Source organism: Streptomyces sp. NBC_00090 (genome assembly GCF_045160815.1).
In the GTDB taxonomy this organism is placed as follows: Bacteria; Actinomycetota; Actinomycetes; order Streptomycetales; family Streptomycetaceae; genus Streptomyces.
Genome location: NZ_CP108224.1, coordinates 8,554,000 through 8,571,443, shown reverse-complemented (window position 1 = coordinate 8,571,443; position 17,444 = coordinate 8,554,000). Strand labels below are relative to the sequence as shown.

Annotated in this window: 14 protein-coding genes and 1 pseudogene; 9 read left to right on the top strand and 6 right to left on the bottom strand. The window is 70.3% G+C overall.

All coding sequences use genetic code 11. From position 1 onward, the window contains the following. Positions 1 to 105: 105 nt before the first annotated feature. Entirely contained in the window at positions 106 to 1,089 is a 984-nt protein-coding gene (locus OG361_RS38025; protein ID WP_405861027.1) for a class I SAM-dependent methyltransferase, read from the top strand. A 166-nt stretch (positions 1,090 to 1,255) separates the two neighbouring features. Here OG361_RS38025 and OG361_RS38020 read toward each other — a convergent pair whose 3' ends face one another. Further along, complete coding sequence (locus OG361_RS38020; RefSeq protein WP_405861025.1) at positions 1,256 to 1,885, bottom strand: helix-turn-helix domain-containing protein; 630 nt, start codon at positions 1,883 to 1,885, stop codon at positions 1,256 to 1,258. Between the two features lie 56 nt (positions 1,886 to 1,941). On the opposite strand from OG361_RS38020, the gene OG361_RS38015 reads away from it, so the two are divergent. From OG361_RS38015 to OG361_RS38005, 3 genes are read left to right on the top strand one after another with little or no spacing between them, the layout of a single operon-like run. Continuing rightward, positions 1,942 to 3,210: an MFS transporter gene (locus OG361_RS38015; RefSeq protein WP_405861023.1), complete on the top strand. Its 1,269-nt coding sequence runs from the start codon at positions 1,942 to 1,944 to the stop codon at positions 3,208 to 3,210. 32 nt (positions 3,211 to 3,242) lie between these two features. Next, complete coding sequence (locus OG361_RS38010; protein ID WP_405861022.1) at positions 3,243 to 4,304, top strand: sulfotransferase family protein; 1,062 nt, start codon at positions 3,243 to 3,245, stop codon at positions 4,302 to 4,304. A gap of 49 nt (positions 4,305 to 4,353) precedes the next feature. Further along, positions 4,354 to 5,340, top strand: coding sequence for a quinone oxidoreductase family protein (locus OG361_RS38005; protein WP_405861020.1), 987 nt, complete (start codon positions 4,354 to 4,356; stop codon positions 5,338 to 5,340). 641 nt (positions 5,341 to 5,981) lie between these two features. Here the strand turns inward: OG361_RS38005 and OG361_RS38000 are convergent. Beyond that, positions 5,982 to 6,326 carry a hypothetical protein gene (locus tag OG361_RS38000; RefSeq protein WP_405861018.1) on the bottom strand — a complete coding sequence of 115 codons (345 nt, stop codon included), beginning with the start codon at positions 6,324 to 6,326 and terminating at the stop codon, positions 5,982 to 5,984. Positions 6,327 to 6,622: 296 nt separating this feature from the next. Between OG361_RS38000 and OG361_RS37995 the strand changes: the two genes are divergently transcribed. After that, on the top strand, positions 6,623 to 7,141 hold the full coding sequence (locus tag OG361_RS37995) for a hypothetical protein (protein ID WP_405861016.1): 519 nt from the start codon (positions 6,623 to 6,625) through the stop codon (positions 7,139 to 7,141). 131 nt (positions 7,142 to 7,272) lie between these two features. Here OG361_RS37995 and OG361_RS37990 read toward each other — a convergent pair whose 3' ends face one another. Then, on the bottom strand, positions 7,273 to 7,794 hold the full coding sequence (locus OG361_RS37990) for a DUF6584 family protein (RefSeq protein ID WP_405861014.1): 522 nt from the start codon (positions 7,792 to 7,794) through the stop codon (positions 7,273 to 7,275). A 186-nt stretch (positions 7,795 to 7,980) separates the two neighbouring features. On the opposite strand from OG361_RS37990, the pseudogene OG361_RS37985 reads away from it, so the two are divergent. The 3 genes and pseudogenes from OG361_RS37985 to OG361_RS37975 form a co-directional block, all read left to right on the top strand. Further along, positions 7,981 to 8,163: pseudogene (locus OG361_RS37985) on the top strand (DUF4872 domain-containing protein); the annotation flags it as partial. A gap of 358 nt (positions 8,164 to 8,521) precedes the next feature. After that, complete coding sequence (locus OG361_RS37980) at positions 8,522 to 10,417, top strand: ATP-binding cassette domain-containing protein (protein ID WP_405861012.1); 1,896 nt, start codon at positions 8,522 to 8,524, stop codon at positions 10,415 to 10,417. An 80-nt stretch (positions 10,418 to 10,497) separates the two neighbouring features. Next, positions 10,498 to 11,964, top strand: a complete 1,467-nt coding sequence (locus tag OG361_RS37975; protein ID WP_405861010.1) for an NUDIX domain-containing protein — start codon at positions 10,498 to 10,500, stop codon at positions 11,962 to 11,964. 248 nt (positions 11,965 to 12,212) lie between these two features. On the opposite strand, the gene OG361_RS37970 is transcribed toward OG361_RS37975, so the two are convergent. Then, complete coding sequence (locus OG361_RS37970) at positions 12,213 to 14,144, bottom strand: CAP domain-containing protein (RefSeq protein WP_405861008.1); 1,932 nt, start codon at positions 14,142 to 14,144, stop codon at positions 12,213 to 12,215. A gap of 163 nt (positions 14,145 to 14,307) precedes the next feature. Between OG361_RS37970 and OG361_RS37965 the strand changes: the two genes are divergently transcribed. Next, positions 14,308 to 15,360, top strand: a complete 1,053-nt coding sequence (locus tag OG361_RS37965; protein WP_405861006.1) for a serine hydrolase domain-containing protein — start codon at positions 14,308 to 14,310, stop codon at positions 15,358 to 15,360. On the opposite strand, the gene OG361_RS37960 is transcribed toward OG361_RS37965, so the two are convergent. Beyond that, on the bottom strand, positions 15,329 to 16,024 hold the full coding sequence (locus OG361_RS37960) for a histidine phosphatase family protein (protein ID WP_405862660.1): 696 nt from the start codon (positions 16,022 to 16,024) through the stop codon (positions 15,329 to 15,331). The genes OG361_RS37965 and OG361_RS37960 overlap by 32 nt on opposite strands. 217 nt (positions 16,025 to 16,241) lie before the next feature. Then, entirely contained in the window at positions 16,242 to 17,345 is a 1,104-nt protein-coding gene (locus OG361_RS37955) for a hypothetical protein (protein WP_405861004.1), read from the bottom strand. Positions 17,346 to 17,444 lie beyond the last annotated feature (99 nt).

The following is a 17,444-nucleotide window of genomic DNA, read 5'->3' as shown; positions in this document are numbered from 1 at the left end:
GAAGACCGGCACGGCGCCGATGGTGCCGCGCCCGCCGGCCGGACACAGAACCGGCCCGGCACCGTGGAACTCGAGATGATCGTCGAAATGGAGTGGGAGAACGCGATGTCAAGCATCAGTCCCCCTGAGACCGCAGCCGATCTCGCCGCCGTCGCCGCCTTGCTGGAGATGGCCGACCGGCTGGGCATCGTCCCCCTGCTGGAGCGCGGCGAGCCGGTCACCGTGGCCGAGCTGGCCGTGGCCGCCGACGTGCCGGAAGAGGGCATGGGCAACTTCCTGTCCGTGCTGGTCGCCGCGGCGCTGCTGGTGCCGACCGGCGTCAAGGAGTTCCGGATCGCGGACGACTTCGCCGACCGGATCCACCAGTCCGGCTACCTCACCTGGTCGTTGCGGGCCAACCAGCCGTACCTCCAGAACCCCGCCGAGTTCCTGCGCGACCCAGCCGGTGCCGCCGCGCGGTACCAGCGGAACGGACGCGAGGTGGCGGTGAGTTCCCGGTGGATCGGCAGTCAGGGCTTCTACCCGGCCGCCACCGAGGTGATCCTCGCCGCGCGGCCGAAGAGAATCGTCGACCTCGGCGCAGGTGCCGCCGGTCTGCTGATCGACCTGCTCGGCCGGCTGCCGGGCAGCACCGGGGTGGCCCTGGACATGAGTGCCGGCGCCTGCCAGGAGGCGGCCCGCGCGGCGCTGGCAGCGGGCGTCGGCGACCGTCTCGAGGTGGTGGAGCGGCCGATCCAGTCCGTCGCCGACGACCCCGCGCCGGTGGTCGGTGCCGATGTCATCCACGCCGGGTTCGTCTTCCACGACATCGTGCAGGAGGGCGACGTCTTCGACCGGGTGCTGCGCAGGTGCCGGGAGGCCCTGCGCCCGGGCGGCATCATGGCGATCACCGACGCGGTGCCGTACGCGTCGGCGGAACGCGAGCGCAGGTTCAGCGCGCTGTTCACCTACCTGCACGCCGGGTTCATGAACGTGGCGCTGCCTCAGGAGGAGGACTGGCTGGCCCGCTTCCGGCAAGCCGGTTTCGACCAGGCCCGGTGCGTGCCGCACCGGTTCCCCGGCGGCCGGCTCTTCATCGCGGCCAAGTAGGTCGTCGTGCACACCTGACGACCATCCCGGGAGTGACGTGTTCCTCCCTGCATGCCCATGACCGCGCCGAGACGTGAGACGACGTCCGGCGCGGTCATCGGCGTGCCGCCGCGGATCCGCGGCTCCGGCACCGCCCACGAGTCGGCGTCGACCGGGATGAGGGTGCCTACGCGGGCGACTCTCCGGTGGGCTCCTTGGGCGCCCAGAACATCAGCAGGAACTCGACCGGCACGACAGCGTTCTCCTCGTCGTCGGGGCGGTTGAACTCTTCCATCAGCGCGGACAGTCGGGACCGGAACTCGGTGGCCCGCTCCGGCGTCAGCCGGCGGTCCAGCGCCACGACCATCGGGCCGAGCGGGTCCGGCTTCTCCGCGGCCTCGGGCTCCGGCTGGAAGCGGCCGCTGATGATGTCCCGTACGAGCCGGTCGCGGAAGTCGTTCAGCGCCACGGCGAACGCGTCTGCCAGATCGCCCGCGTTGCCCGGCGCGGCCAGCAGATCGCGACTCAGCCGCAGGGCGAACTGCGCCACCTGGTACTGGCTCTCCTGAATGCCGGAGACCATCCGGGTCTGCGTCACCTTGATCAGGCCCGCCGCCTCGAGCACCTTGATGTGCCGGTAGAGCCGGGTGGGCGGCTGGTCCAGCAGCTGGGCGATGTCCTTCACCCTGTGCGACCCACGCACGTCGCTCATCATCGTGCGAAGGATCGCCAACCTCAGCGGGTCGGACAGGGCCTTCAGCGTCTCCACGTCGTCCACCTCCCGGACGACCGCCATCGCGTCGGCATCGTCAGCCATTGACCCATCTCCGTTTCCTCATAGCGAACCATTCACCCACATGCTACCGTTCACGCATGAGTGAACGCTTACGTCAGCGTGATAGCGAAGCTCCCACCACGTCAGTGCCCCTGCGCCGTAACCGGCGCTTTCAAATTCTGTGGATCGGGGCTGCCGCAGCCAACCTTGGCCTCGAAACCGTGGAGGTCGCCTATCCCCTGCTGATCATGTCCCTGACCGGGTCACCTGCGCTGGCCGGCCTGTTCGGCTTCGCCCAGATCGGCACCGCCCTCCTGGTCGGACTGCCGGCCGGCGTGGTGGTCGACCGGTGGGACCGGCGCCGAATCCTGTTGATCTCCGAGGCGGTCCGGGCGCTCACTCTCGCGTTCATCGTCCTCAGTCTGATGGCCGGCCGGGCGAACTTCGGTCTTCTGATCCTGGCCGCGATCGTCCTGGGCGCCGGTACGGCCTTCGGCGCACCGGCCCGGATGCTGCTGATCCGCGCTGTCGTGCCGGACCATCAGCTGACCGCGGCGCTCAGTCAGGACGAGGCTCGCAGCGGAGCCGCGGCCCTGGCGGGACCGCCCCTCGGCGGCGCGCTCTACCTGGTCTCCCGCACGTTCCCGTTCGTCGCGGCGATCGCCGGCTTCGTGATCTCGTTCGTCTGCGCCCTGGTGATACGCGTACCGAGGGCGGCGAACCCCACCGAGCCGGTGAGCAACGCGCCGAAGAGCGCGCTCGGGCCGCTGACCACCGCCTTCTCCGGACTGCTCGAACTGCTCGGCGACCGACTTCTACGGTCCGCACTGCTCTTGATCAGCATCTTCTACTTCAGCATCACCGCCGCGATCCTGATGGTGATGGTGACCCTGCGCGACCAGCACCACTCCCCCGGCACGATCGGTCTGGCTCTCTCCGGTACCGCCGTCGGCATGCTCGTCGGCTCGGCGCTGGTGCCGCGGCTCAACCGGCTGCTCAGCCCCGGCGCACTGCTGCTCTCCGCGTCCGCGCTGACCACGGTCGCGGTGGCCCTCCTGGCGCTCCCGCTCGGACCGGTCTGGGTCTTCGCCATGCTGACCCTGGCAGCACTCGGGCTGCCGGCCCTGAAGATCCTCGTCGACATCATGATCTTCCGGCAGACCCCGGACCACCGGCGAGGCCGTGCCATCGCCGCGACCATCACCCTCATCGGCGCCGGATCCCCGCTCGGTTCCCTGGCCGGCGGTCTGGCCCTGCAGTTCCTCGGCGTCACCGGCGCCATCGTGCTGATCGCGGGCGTCCAGTCCGTGATCACCGTGGCCGGGCTCGCGAACCGGCACGTCAGGTCCGCTCGCTGGCCCGAATGAGAACCCGCCTCCTCACGAAAGCGAGCTCAGCCATGCTCAAGCAGCCCATCTTCATCGTCGGCCATCCCCGTTCCGGCACCAGCCTCGTCCGCAGCCTGATCGAACGCAGCGAGCACGTCTGGAGCATCGGCCGCGAAGGCAAGCCGATCTGGGAGCGTGACAGCCTGCACCCCAGCCGGCGAGGCTGGCACTCCAACGCCCTGGACGCCTCCGACGCGACCCCCGAGGTGGCGGCTCAGCTGAACGCGGACCTGCTCGCCGCCGCGCGCAAACCCGGTGCGGAGTGGTCCGTCGGCGACAAGCTCGACTTCCTCGACTTCATCAGCGCCCAGGGCCTCCAGCCGCACTACTACGACGTGCCGCTCAAGGCCCTCCAGCAGCGCTTCCCGGGCGACTTGCCGGAAGGCCCGCCCACCACGCGGGACGGCGGTGAACTCGACGAGATCACACCGTTCTGCTTCCCGCCGCGCGGCCCGCGCCCCACCGAGGCCGACCTCGCCGACGGGATCCGGCTGGTGGAGAAGAGCATCCAGTCCTGCTTCCGGATCCCGTTCCTGCAGGCCCTCTACCCGGACGCCAAGTACGTGTTCGTCGTCCGCGATCCGCGCACCAGCATCGGCTCCCTGATGGACGCCTGGCTCAACCCGCGGATGTTCTTCTCCTACCCTGTGCCGGTGCCGCTGCGTATCAAGGGCTACTCGGACGTGTTCCCGTGGGGCAAGCAGTGGTGGAACCTGAGCCTGCCGCCCGGTTGGCAGGAGTGGGTGGACCTGGATCTGGCCGAGGTCTGCGCACGCAACTGGCTGACCCACAACCGGGCCGTCCTGGACGCCGCCCGCGACCTGGCCCCCACCGGCCACTCCGTACTCGTCCGCTACGAGGACGTGCAGGCCGACCCGGTAGCCACGATGGAAGCCGTGGCCGAGGCGGTGAACCTGCCCTTCGCCGATGCCTGGGGCCGCCGCGACCTCCCTGTCGTGATGACCCAGACCGTTCCCGACCCGGACAAGTGGCGCCGTCACGAGTCCGAGATCCGCAAGGTCCTGCCGATCGTCCGCGACCTCGCCGAGGAGGCCGGCTATGACGAGTGCTGAACCGCCCGGCGCTCGATCGGCGGTGGACCACCGTCCTACGATCCCGACCATGAAAGCCATTCAGGTCAGTCGGGCCGGCGGGCCTGACGTCCTCGAGCTCGTCGACCTGCCACGCCCATCGCCGCGAGCGGGTGAGGCGCTGGTGCGGCTCGCCGCCGCCGGGGTCAACTACATCGACGTCTACCTCCGATCCGGCCTCTATGCGGAGGAACTGCCGTACGTACCCGGGCAGGAGGGCGCCGGTACCGTCGTCGAGGTCGGGCCCGGGGTGCGTGAGGTCGCCGTCGGTGACGTCGTCGCCTGGGCGAACCTGCCGGGATCCTATGCGGAGTACGCGCTGTTGAGCGCCGACCGGCTGGTGCCGGTGCCGGACGGACTGGCCCCTGAGCCGGCGGCGGCCGCCCTGCTCCAGGGCATGACCGCGCACTACCTGTGCCACGACACCTATCCGGTCCAGGCCGGCGACACCGTCGTCGTGCACGCCGCCGCGGGCGGCGTCGGCATGCTGCTGACTCAGCTCGTGCGGCTGCGCGGCGGCACGGTGATCGGCACCGCGTCGACCGAGGCCAAGGCGGAGGCCGCGCGTGCCGCCGGCGCCGTAGAGGTCGTCGACTACCGACCGGGCGCGCTGCTGGCGGCGGTGCAGCGGCGCACCGGCGGCCTCGGCGCCGCCGCGGTGTTCGACGGCATCGGCGGTCCGACGTTCGACGAAAGCCTCGCCGCGCTGCGCCCGCGCGGAGTCCTGGCGGTCTACGGGCAGTCCGGCGGCGCGGTACCGCCGTTCGACCTGCAGCGCCTCAACGCCGCCGGCTCCGTGTACGTCACTCGTCCCAACCTGGCACACCACATCCAGGACCGGGCAGAGCTGCTCCGCCGAGGAACGGCCGTGCTCCAACTGGTCCGCGACAGACGCCTGCGGGTCCTGATCGGACAGCGGTTCGCCCTGCCCGCCGCGGCGGACGCCCATGCGGCTCTCGAAGCTCGCACCACGATCGCCAAGACCGTGCTCACGTGTTCCTCGACGACGACTCGTTGAGCCGCGCCCGAAGAGTGCGCCTGAACCGCGCGAGGAAACCTCCGGCGCCTCGAGAACACGTGGCCGCTCCCCTTCCCCGCTGCTTCCTTCATCTCGCTGACCTTCGTGGCGCGAGCGCGGGATACACATCCCTCGGGGAGAACAGCGTCCCGTGTCCGTCGGGTGGGACGAGCCAGGAAAGTCCGGCCACCTTCCGGCCAGGATCGGGCACGGCCAGCCAGCTCCCGGTTGTCAGATACCGAGCGGCCCGCTCCAGCCTCGTGGCGGGGCTGCCCGGAGTCATCAGGAGCACGAGCTCTTGACGTCGGTTGTCTCGGAGTACCGGGCCGGTCGTCGGCTGCCCGCAGCGGGCGACGGCGTTCAGCAGGCTGTGCCCCAGCGTCTCCGGGACCGCCAGGGCGTCCCAGAGCCGCCCGGCCGGCAGGAGCACCACACCTCGTTCGCTCAGTTTCCACTCGCGCAGACAAGCCGTTGGGTCATCGCAGGCGGAAGCCAGCCACCGAGCCGCCCACAAAAAGGAATTCATCTTCTACCTCGTTTCCCGGGATCAGCCGACGAAGTGGTCGACTATCCCGGATCACCAGCGGCATGGGCAGGGAGGCGGAGAGTGGCGGATTCAACCGGCTGATTCTTGTGATTTGTCAGACGTTGCCAAACCTGTCGAGCCACCGTCGAAGCGCGATGTGCGTGGCGTCATCCAGCGTGCACAGGACCTCGATGGCTTCGAGGTCACCGGGCAGGGGCGCGACGCCTGCCGCGGTGAGAGCGGCGAGCAGCTCCAGCCTGCGTCGGTCGGCCGGTTCCAGTCGAATGGACGGGCGGCTCGAAGGCTCGGACGCCGGCAGCGGGTAGTCGCCGAACGCCGTGGCGCAACAGGCCGTCGACATCTCCTCGCTCCGGTCGTCGATGAACGCGGCAGGGAAGCGGTACGGGTCGAGATCCACCAGTGCGGTCGAAGCCGTTGCGAGTGCCTGAAACCCAGTCATGAGTGCCTCCTCGGTCGTCGTGCAACTGCAGAGGACGACAGCGGGAGGACGGAGGACGGTTGCGGCACAAGGGGACATCCACCCGGATGTCCCCTACGCCATCTCGTCACAAGAGAGATGGCCCGATTTTTGAATCCGACCGAAGAGACGCCGCTCGCGGACCTCGTCCAGAGAAATCGGGGGAGGTATCGGTCGACCCCGCGGCTCTTCGCCGAGGACTGAGATCAACCGATCCACAGATCTTGACCATTGCTCGAAGGCACGTCGTTGTCACAGCTGGATGGCACGATCCCCTCATGAGTCCGACATCAGAGCTGACCCAGAAGACGCTGGCAGAGCGCGGCTTCCGTGGATTCGTGTCGTTCCGCGAGTTGAGCGACAGCGGAGTTCCCCCACAGCCCGGCATCTACGTCGTACTTCGCACGCGTGCGGAGGCCCCGTCGTTCCTCTCTCGTAACCCCGCCGGCCACCTCAAAGGCCGTGACCCGTCGGTGACGGCTGACGAGCTTCGTGGCGCCTGGGTGGACGGTGCCACGATCGTCTACATCGGCAAGGCGTCGGCAGGCAAGGCCGGCCGGAGGGGCCTGCGGAAGCGGCTTGACGAGTATCGCCGCCACGGTGCCGGCGGGATGGCCGGCCACTGGGGCGGGCGCTACATCTGGCAGCTGGCGGACTCGGACGAGCTGCTCGTCGCGTGGTTGCCGATATCCGACCGGGATCCGGGTGTCGCCGAGGCGGAGCTCATCGCGGAGTTCATGGAGCTATACGGAGCGCGGCCTTTCGCCAACCGCAACAAGGGCGCCAGGTCCCCTTGAGAGAAGCCGCACTTCAGCTCGCGGCCTGGCGGGGACGAGGGCTACGACCGGACGTGACGTCCCCGGCCCCTGGCCCCTGGCCCCTGGCCCCTGGCCCCTGGCCCACCAACCCACCAACCCACCAACCGGCCCTACTCGAAGAGGGACATCACCCCGAGCACCCAGAGCCACACGTGCCCGACGACCCCCACAAAACCGCCGCCACCCAGCACGACACCGCGGAACGTCCACACCCCGGTGTCCGGCTGGAGCTCCCTGTGCCCCTCGTAGGAGCCCGGGTCGTCCCAGTCGACCGGCCGCCCCAGCCGCTCGGCGCAGGCGGTCCGCACCGCGACGAGCTGCTCCTCGGCGAAGGCGGTGGCGGCCAGCGTCTCGGGGCCGCGCCAGGCGAGGGCCTTCATCCGCCACCCGGGAGACCCGTACCGCGCCTCGAAGGCGGTGGTCTCCTCGGCGCTCCGGTCCTCTTCGAGATACATCCAACGCCCAGCCTCCGCCTCGTCCCCGTACAGCCGGTAGACCTCGGCGAGCCGGCGGCGCAGCGTCAGGTCGTACGGGAACGACGAGACCAGCCCACGCAGCCGCTGCCGCGCCATCGGTATCCGCCCGGCGGCGAGATCGGCGTCCACACGGGCGAGGGTGTTCAACTGAGACATGAACGCATGATCGAGCACCGGGGTGCGGTGACTCGACCCGTTTTACGCCGACGTCCGGCCCTCGGAGCGGCGGCAGGCTGTCTGCCACGGCCTTCGGATCAGGCTCCGGCGACCGCGGCCAGGCCGCGACTTCCGGGTCACGAGCCCAGCGAGCTACCGACCCGCTCCACCCCGCGGCTTGCTGACCTGCGCACCGGCCACGGGCTGTACGCCGAAGCCGCCACCGGCTGGACAGAGACCGCACGGCTGATCGCCAAGGCCGGCGAGTCGGGTGACGCGCAGTGCCTCGTGCAGGCGGGCACGGTCCTCGGCGACGTCGCGCGCATCGAGCGCGCGGCCATGGAGGCGTTGCGGCGGCTGAGGGAGTGAGACTGCGGCACCTGGCGGGGCGGTCCGGGCTCGTCGGGGCGCGCGTTGCTTGTGTGCCGTGCCGACGAGCGCGCGCCGTCCCGCCGCCTTGCCGGTGTCTGCGCGAGACCGAAGCCGGTTGCACCGTCGCTCTGCCGGCGGATGGCCGGCGGTAAGTCGGCCGTCTGCGGGACTCTCGGCGTTTCGGCCAACTCCGCCATCCCACAATGCCCTTGTGCGGCACGGGTCGATGTACCCGGCATCCGCGCACTGCCCCCTGGCCCCGGGGTTCGCACACCGTCCGAAACACGTGTGTTCGATATCCCGGCCGGGTCGTTGACCCTCACGACCATGCCGGACGACCGCCAAGGGGGCCCCGTTGACCTCGGCCGAGACACACGAGAACCAGGACACCGAGCCGCCTCCGCCTCCGCCACCACCGGCGGAGATCTCGTACAGCGGGCAGTACTCCGTCAATCCGCTCGCCGAGGTCTCCTTCCGGCGGATGTGCGCGCAGATCCCCGCCGTGCTGGGCCGGATCGCCCGGCTGTCGTGGCGGACCGATCGACACGCCGTGCAACTCCTCGTCGGCTGCCAGGTGGCCACGGGCGTCTCGGCCGCCGTCCTGCTGGCCGCCACCGCTCGCGTCATGCAATCCGTCCTGGGCGGAGGCTCCGCCGCGGACCGGCTGCACGGCGCCTTGCCGGCGCTGCTCGTGGTGGCGCTCGCGGCGGCGCTGGGCCGCGGCGCCGGGGCGGTGGCCGCGTACGCCGAGCGGCGGATCACGCCGCTCCTGACCACGGAGACGGACAGCGCACTGGTCGAAGCAGTGTGCCGGGTCGAGGCCGCGGCGTACGCGGAGAACGGCTTCTCGGACCGGCAGGAGGCGGCCGAGATGGGGGTGATGCGCACCCATGTGATGGTCACCGACGCCCAGCGGTTCCTGTCCGCGCTGATCCGCATGGTCACCGCCGGAGGTGTCCTGTCGGTGCTGAACGTGTTGATGCTGCCGTTGCTCCTCCTGGCCGTGCTGCCGGCCGGTGTCGGAGCCGTACTGACCTCCCGGGTCGACTACGAGATCCACTACGCCAATGTCGCCGACCGCAACGTGCGCGGCATGATGCGCTGGTGGGCGACGACCTCGAAGTACGGTGACGAGGTCCGCGCCAACTCGATGACCGACTACCTGGTGTTCTGGTACCGCGCCCTGTCCGACCGGTGTGACCGGCGCACCCTGGCCGCCGCGCCGCGGACCTTGCGGATCGCCCTGCTGGCGTCACTGGCCGGCGGTGTCTTCCTGGTGGCGACATGGGGAGCCCTCGCGTGGCTCGCCGTGACCGGCCGGATCGAACTCGCCGTCGCCGCCACGGCGGTCATCGCCGTCCAGACGACGCTTGCCGCCCTGTCCCAGTTCGTCGTCAACGGTGCGGCGGTCTTCCACACCAGTCTGTACCTGAGCGACATGCAGGCCTTCCTCGACGACGCCGCCGCGCGCGCCCCCAAGCGCGGCGACAGCCGCCTTCACACTCCGGTCGAGGAGATCCGGCTCGACGAGGTCGTCTACCAGTACCCGGGCAAGGACAAGCCCGCCGTGGCGGGTGTCTCCCTCACACTGGAGCGGGGTCAGATCCTCGCGGTCGTCGGGGCGAACGGCTCGGGAAAGTCCACGCTCACCCGGCTGCTGACCGGGATCTACCTGCCGGACAAGGGCAGGGTCACCTGGAACGGCACCGACCTCGCCGACGCCGACCCCTCCGCCGTGTGGGCGAACACCGGACTGGTGCCGCAGATCTTCGCGCAGTGGCCGCTGCGGGTCCGCGAGAACATCACGCTCGGACAGCCCCGTACCCACGACGACGACCTCGTGTGGCAGGCCGTCGACGCCGTCGGCCTGCGCGAGGCCGTCGAGGATCTGCCCGGCGGCCTCGACACCCTCCTCGCCCGCGACATCTTCGGCGGCTCCGAGCTGTCCGGCGGCCAGTGGCAGCGCATCGCCTGCTCCAGGGCGCTGTACCGACGGCCCGGACTGTTGATCCTCGACGAGCCCACCTCCCAGATGGATCCGCGCGGTGAGCACCAGATCTTCGAGCGGATCAAGGCGATCGCCGCCGACCGCATCACCGTCGTGGTCACCCACTGCCTGGAGAACACCAGGGTCGCCGACCACATCGTCGTACTGGAACACGGCCGGATCACCGAACAGGGCTGCTTCGACGACCTCGTCCATGCGGGCGGAACCTTCGCCGAGCTGCTCGAACTCTCCAAGGACCGCTGACCCGACCCGTTCGAAGCCGACGCCGCCGCCCCCTCCCCTCCACTCACCCTCTCCCGCCCTTGACCACCGTGAGGTATGACGTGCCCCCCTCTTCCTCCCACATCCGACTCCTGATCACCGGCTACCTCGATCGCCACCCCGATGAACGCCCCGCCCTGGCCGTGCTGCTCCGCGCGCTCGACGACACCGACACCGACACCGATGGCACCAGCCGTTCCTCCGTGCCTGGGCGCATCACGTGCAGCGCCGTCGTGATCGACCGCGAGCGCCGCGTCCTGCACCTTCACCACAAGGCCGGCCGAATGCCACTCATCCCCGGTGGCCGCGTCGCCGTCGGGGATCGCACTCTGCACGCTGTGGCGCTGCGCCAGGTCTACGAGAAGACCGGGATCCCGCCGGGTGCCCTCACCCTCACGCCGACGTTCATGGACCGGCCGTTCGACATCGACGTGCACGACGTCGAAGCGCGGCCGGACAAGGGCGAAGGGGTGCACCGGCACTACGACTTCCGGTTCGCGTTCTGCCTGACCGACGGCGTGTCCGCGATCGAGCCGCAGACCGAAGAGGTCTCAGGCGCCGAGTGGCTGTCGTTCGGTGAGGTGTCCTCCCCCGGCCTACGGGCGAAGCTGGCGGGCTCGGGGCTCGATGGCATCGCCGTACCGACGAACGCCTCGGCCCTGATCCATGACGGCCGCGGGCGCTACCTGCTCCATCTGCGAGACGCCCACAAGCCGGACATCTGGGAGCCTGGGTCGTGGGCGCTGCTGGGCGGCGGCCGTGAACCGCAGGACGCCACACTCGAGGACACCGTGCGCCGCGAGCTCCGTGAGGAGGCCGGGCTCCACCTTCCCGTCCTGGAGCCGTTCGCCGTGGAGCAGGCCACCGGCACCGACGGGACGTGCGTCCCCATCCAGATCTTCACCGGCCGCTGGAACGGCGACCCCGACTCGCTGCCGCTCACCGAGGGCGTCATGCTCGCCTGGGTCCACCCCGACAAACTCCCTCAGATGCTGGTCCCGCCGTCGACTCTGGAACTGGTACGTCGGCACGCGGCAGCCGTGGCTCCTCGGCGACCGGCTACGACGGTCCCGGGCGGCAGGACGGTCCCGGGCGGAACGGTCCTCCATGTCGTGGGCGTCCACCTCTATCTGGAGCGTGAAGGCAAGGTCCTGCTGGGTCTTCGTCATACGGATTCCGCGTTCGCGGGGAGCACCTGGCACTTCCTCGCCGGTCACTGCGAGGCCGAGTCAGCCGTCGCGTGTCTCGTACGGGAAGCACGGGAGGAAGCCGGTCTCGTGATCGATCCCTCGGACGTGGAACTCGTCCACGTCGTCCATGTCGTGGACCGGCAGGGGGACCAGCCTCGCATGCAGGTGGTGTTCCGCGCCCGCCGGTGGGAGGGCGCACCCGAGGTGCGCGAACCCGACAAGTGCGTCGCATGGGAGTGGTGGAGCGCGAAGGACCTGCCCGAGCCGATCGTGGCGTACGCGCAGGTGGCCATCGACGGTATTCGAGAGGGGCGACCGTACTCGGAGCTGGGCTTCTGAGCTGGGCTTCTCTGAAATGGAGGCATCGGAGACGGGGCTCTCGAGCACAGGGTTCCCGAGTGACGCGTGACCTGGAGGCTCGCCGCGTCCTCGACGACCCTTCACCCGGCATGCTCCGGGCGGCGGCCGAGCGCGTCGCGGGCCGACCCCAGGGTCCGCGAGGTACCCCGCCAGGGCTGTCAACGCCCTGGGGCGCTGCCCCTGACAGGGATGGGCAGCGCCTCGGCGAACGTGTGGGGGCAGCGGTGTCAGCGGGCGCCGAAGACCTGAGTCCAGTAAGGGCCGCCCTCGGAGTGGATACCGATGCCGATCTCCTTGAACGAGCAGTTGAGGATGTTCGCGCGGTGCCCCGGGCTGTTCATCCAGGAGTCCATGACCTGTTCCGGGGTGCTCTGGCCCATGGCGATGTTCTCGCCGTACGTCGACCAGGGGTAGCCGGCGGCCGTCACCCGCTCCCCCGGGCCGTCGCCGTCGGGATTGGTGTGGTCGAAGAAGTCACGCGCCGCCATGTCGTCGGAGTGTCCCTGAGCCGCCTTGGTCAGGGTCGAGTTCACCGACAGCGGGCCACAGCCCGCCTTGGCTCGCTCCGCGTTGACGAGGGCCACGACCTGGTCGGCGGCCGAGCTCTGGCCCTGGTCGTTCTGCGCACCGGCACCGGTACCCGCGTCCGTGCCCGCGTCCGTGCCCGTGTTGGTGCCGGAGTTCGAGCCCGTGCCGGTGCCGGTCGACTGCGAGTCGTCCGCGGGCGCCGTGGTGCGGGGCGGGGTCGTCTTCACCTTGACCGGCGGGGTGGTGCGGGCCGGACGGGGCGGCGCGGTGGTGGTCTTCGCGGTGGGCGATGCCGACGTGGAGGGGCGTGCGGCGGCGGACTTGGAGGTGGACGGCGAGGCGGAGGGGTTCGCCGATGTCGCCACCGGGGCCCCGGAGTGGGCGGACGGGTCGTGGGCGAGCGGCAGGTCCGAGGCCGGGGCCGCCAGCCGGTTCGCTTCGAGGATCTCGTCGTCCCCTCCACGGCCCCCGTGCAGCGAGAAGGCCCCGCCGGTGACCGCCATGACCACGACACCAGCCGCGATGACGGCCCGGCGCCGGCTCCGCTCCTGCGTCTGACGACGGCGCCGGAGAGCTGCACGTGAGCCGTGCCGGCCCGGTACCGAGGAGGTGGTGGCCGCCGTGTGGCGGGATATGTGGGGGCGGCCGGGCTCCGGGGGCCCGGCCAGGAGGTACGGCTCCGCCAGGTCGCTTACGCCATCCCGGTCGGCCAGTTCGGACAGTTCGGTCGGTGCGGACATTTCGGTCGTACGGTACGGGTCTGCGGCTGCGTACGGCTCGGTGGTTTCGTACGAGACGGAGGTGCTGTGTGAGCCGGGGGCGTACGAAGGTGCGGGCGGGGGTGTCGCGCGTCCCCACTCGGCCCCACTCGCCCCGGGCGAACGCGCGGGTGGCGTGGCCGTCAGGAGGATCTCCGCGGGGACCAGGCCGTTCCAGCGCGTCGCGCAGTGCGCGCAGGTGAGCGTGTGCTGGGCCAGGTGGTCGCGCCACGGGGCGGAGGGCCGGCCGTCCCAGCGCGCCGCCTCTCGGCTCAGGAAGTGGCAGGGCGGGTTCTCGGCCAGTGCGCCCGCCACGACCCGGGCCGCGTCGAGCCGGGCCCGTAGCGCCTCGACGCGGACCGTGGTGTCCTCGACCGACCACCGCAGCACGGCCGCGGTCTCGTAGCGGGTCAGCTCACCCGTGCACTCAAGCCGCCACAGGGCCAACAGTTCACCGTCGTCCGGGTCCAGCCAGCGCGCCGCCGTGGTGATCTCGTACGCCTGACCCGTCGGCTGCTGCCACTCGGCGGCCGGGGTTGCGGCGTCCCCGTACACGAAACCGGCAGGCTGCGCGTGCCGGTGCCTACGGATCCCGTCCACGGCGATCGCGACCAGCCACGGCCGGAAGGCGCCGGGGTCGGACACGGCGGGCAGCCCGTCGAGGGCGCGCAGCATCGTCTCCCGTACGACGTGTTCGACGTGCTCGCCATGCTCGCCGTGCTCGGCACCGCCACGGCCGCTCATGGCGAGCGCCACGGTGGTACGGATCAGGGGCAGGTGGGCGGTGACCAGCTGCTCCCGCGCCCACGGGTCACCGTTCCGCGCCGCCAGGACCAGCTTCGCGTCCCGCTCGATTCCTGTGCTCTGCCGCACGCCGACTGTCCCGTCTGTTGGAGATGGTTGCGCATGGGAGAGCCTGGGGCCCAGCCATGGATAACGGAAAGCGGAAGGACGGTGAAAGTGATGTGGGTCACGCGGGGCGGTGGGGTGTGCAGGGTCGCCTGTCGGGTTCGAAGCGGCCGCCTATCGTGAGCACATGGAAGAAGATCACGGAGACGCGCGGCTCGCCGCCAGGATCCGGGCGTTGACGGGGGCACGGCACCCCGTCGCGGCAGCCGTGGTCTCGCCCGGGGGTACGAGGATCGCCTGCCTCGGAGCGGGTCGCGACACGACCGCCGACGCCGCTGCCGGAACAACCGCCGGAACCGTGTCCGGCGCCGGACTCGACGCCGGACTCGACGCCGATTTCGAGATCGGGTCGATCTCGAAGGGCGTCACGGGACTGCTGTACGCCGAGGCGCTCGCGCGCGGCGAGATCGAGGCCCGTACAACGCTCGGTGACCTCCTACCGCTCGGGGACGCTCCCGCCGGACGGGTCACGCTGGAGTCGCTGAGCATCCACCGGTCCGGACTGCCCCGGACCCCGGCCTCCGCACACCCGTGGCGTCGAACGGTCTCGCTGTGGCGGCACGGGACCAACCCGTACGGGGAGGACCTCGGGCAGCTGCTGGACCAAGCCCGGGGTGTACGGGTGGGCAAGCCAAGGTCCCGCTACTCGAATCTGGGGTACGAGCTGCTGGGACACGCGCTCGCGCGGGCCGCCCGGACGACTTACGCGGAGCTGGTCCTCCAACGTGTCACCACCCCCCTGGGTCTCGGGTGTTTCTACCTGCCCGCCACGGCCGGCCAACTCCGGCCGGGGGCCGTGAGGGGTACGAGCCGGAGGGGGCGGCCGCGGGAGCCCTGGACCGGTGAGGCGCTCGGGCCGGCCGGCGGGATTCGCGCCGACATCCGCAGCATGGCCCGTCTCACCGAGGCCCTGCTGAACGGCAGCGCACCGGGCATCGCCGCGCTCGATCCGGTCGCTCCCCTCGGCGCGGGGGCTCGCATCGGCGCGGCGTGGGTCACCCTCCAGGTCAAGGGGCTGACGGTCACATGGCACAACGGCGGCACGGGCGGCTTCCGGTCCTGGCTCGGCCTCGACCGCGCCACGGGCACCGGCGTGGTCGTCCTCTCGGCCACGACGGCGTCCGTGGACCGCCACGGCTTCGCCCTGCTCACCGAACCTGGCGACGACCGCCCTCAGTGAGCATGGCGTGGCCACAGGGCGGCGCGGGAAGCGGCGGCGTGGGTTCAAGTTCCGCATCGACGGCAGTGTGGCCGCTAAGGCCGTATGGGACTCGCCCTGAGGCGCCCAGACAACCACCGTGCGACTCCGCCCCCGTCACCTGATAGCGGGCCGGCACCCGGCCGGGGCAGTCCCGCCGGTCCCGCAAGCCCCCCTGCTCCAGGCACAAACGGCGTGAGCAGCCTGCTCCCACCTGCGACGATGGCTCCGCACCGCGGCGGCCTTCGCCTACGGGACGTTCCAAGCGGAGATGACGGGGTGCCCGTCCTCGGTGGCCAGGAAGCAGAGAGCGCCCGGATGCGCCGTCGCGCCACAGGTCCCAGCCTGGCCTCGCCTCGCGGATCTGCCCGGCGGTCAGGCCTTCGTAGCCGCCGTAATCCCACTCCAACAGGTCGGGATCGGGCTTGGCGCCGGTCAGGCCGGCGAGCTCGGCCGTCCGCATGGCGCGGCTCAGCGGGCTACTGAACACGGCAACCAGACGGCGGTGGGCCAGCCTCGGAGTGAGAGCACTGGCCGCAGCCTCGCCCGCTCCGGTCAGAGCAACGTCGGTCCGTCCAGCGTGCTGGCCCGACAGGCTTTCGGCCCCAATGCCCGGACACGATCGCGAGCCCGGGATCGTCGTCACGTACGAGGCGCCGACGAGCACCGTTCCCTGCGACGTCGCCGTTCCTCCGGGACTCAGGGTGTGTCACGGTGCGGCACTGTCTCACCGTGAGCGGACGCCGCCGAGGATGTAGCCGTCGCTTCCGAGTGGGCGAAGTCGGGTCTCTTGAGCCGGAGTTCGCCGACGAGGATGGTCAGGTCGGGGATGGCGCTGACGGTGGCGTCTCGGGACGACACGCCTAGGTAGGCACGAAGCCGAGGACGGCACTCTCGACCATGCGGGCAACGCGTTCGAGGGCGGGGCGTTTCGGCTGCCCCGGCTCTTTGGGGACTTTCAGGTTCTGCCATACGACCACGAAATTCATATGACGGGTTCTGTCGTGCACGATCAGCGCCTCGGAGACGACCTGCTCGACGATGCCCGCGCTGTTCGCCTTCAGCGGGCCGATGCCCACCTTCGAGTGGGTCGCGACAAGCCGCTGGCCCGGCTGTGTCGACCACACGCCTCGGTCGTGGAACCAGCTTCGTCCGCTTCCGGCGAGCATGTGGAACAGGTCGGCGGGCGCGCCGCTCTCCAGACTCCCGTCGAACATCCGGGTGAAGAGTCGCGCCATGTCGATCGCCGTCGTGGCCTGCGCCACGAGTCCGTCGTTCGTGGACGGAATCGGAACAGGCGTCCACTGCCCCAGATAGTCTCCGGCGAGCCAAATGCCGCGCTGATCGAGGAGGTTGAAGAAGCCGTCGTCGACTGATTTCCCGTTCATGAATCCGAACGCGACTCCATGAATACAGGCGGCCGCCCCGTCGTTCTCCTGATGAAGCAGCATCCGCTCCAGATCAGACACGTACCCCGGCGCGAAGACGACGGCGATCGGTTTCCCGCTCGAATCGACTTCCGCCTTCAGGACCGTACGGTAGACAGGAACGATCTTGGCGCCAGCCGCCCCGTGCACCGCCTTGATCTTCATCGGAACGTGATTCTTGATGGGCGTGGTGAACGCGGAATCCACTGCGACGAACAGGTCGTCCGCCGTTGCCGGATGCTGTTCCTGGCGAACCGTCTCGGAGAAGAACCGAAGAGTGTGAGCCGCGTACATGGCGAGGAGCTTCACCAGGCTCGCCGAGTAGTGCACCTCCTGGTGGCGATGGCCCGCCCACGCGTGGGTGTCGATTCCGTCCTCCAGGGCGACCACCGTAAGCGCGGTCCGCTCCAGCATGCCGAGATCGGCGCCGGAGAGCCCGTCGAGGAATGTGTTGAGCCCGTTCTGCATACTTCTGTTGCGGTCGGCGGCACCCTCTTCCTGAAGGTTGTCCCCGTACGCGCCAGTGAAAAGTTCGACCACGACGCATCCTCCCTCCACGACTGCCCTCGCTCGAAGGGTGAGGTTTACTCACGACCGCGCGCCACTCCGCGCCAACTCCCCCATTATCCGCCGGTGACG

Excerpts from the sequence above, each read along its gene's own strand:
- OG361_RS37995 (WP_405861016.1), top strand. The coding sequence starts at position 6,623 with ATGAGTCCGACATCAGAGCTGACCCAGAAGACGCTGGCAGAGCGCGGC.
- OG361_RS38000 (WP_405861018.1), bottom strand. The coding sequence starts at position 6,326 with ATGACTGGGTTTCAGGCACTCGCAACGGCTTCGACCGCACTGGTGGAT.
- OG361_RS38015 (WP_405861023.1), top strand. The coding sequence starts at position 1,942 with ATGAGTGAACGCTTACGTCAGCGTGATAGCGAAGCTCCCACCACGTCA.
- OG361_RS38005 (WP_405861020.1), top strand. The coding sequence starts at position 4,354 with ATGAAAGCCATTCAGGTCAGTCGGGCCGGCGGGCCTGACGTCCTCGAG.
- OG361_RS38010 (WP_405861022.1), top strand. The coding sequence starts at position 3,243 with ATGCTCAAGCAGCCCATCTTCATCGTCGGCCATCCCCGTTCCGGCACC.
- OG361_RS37965 (WP_405861006.1), top strand. The coding sequence starts at position 14,308 with ATGGAAGAAGATCACGGAGACGCGCGGCTCGCCGCCAGGATCCGGGCG.
- OG361_RS38025 (WP_405861027.1), top strand. The coding sequence starts at position 106 with ATGTCAAGCATCAGTCCCCCTGAGACCGCAGCCGATCTCGCCGCCGTC.
- OG361_RS38020 (WP_405861025.1), bottom strand. The coding sequence starts at position 1,885 with ATGGCTGACGATGCCGACGCGATGGCGGTCGTCCGGGAGGTGGACGAC.
- OG361_RS37990 (WP_405861014.1), bottom strand. The coding sequence starts at position 7,794 with ATGTCTCAGTTGAACACCCTCGCCCGTGTGGACGCCGATCTCGCCGCC.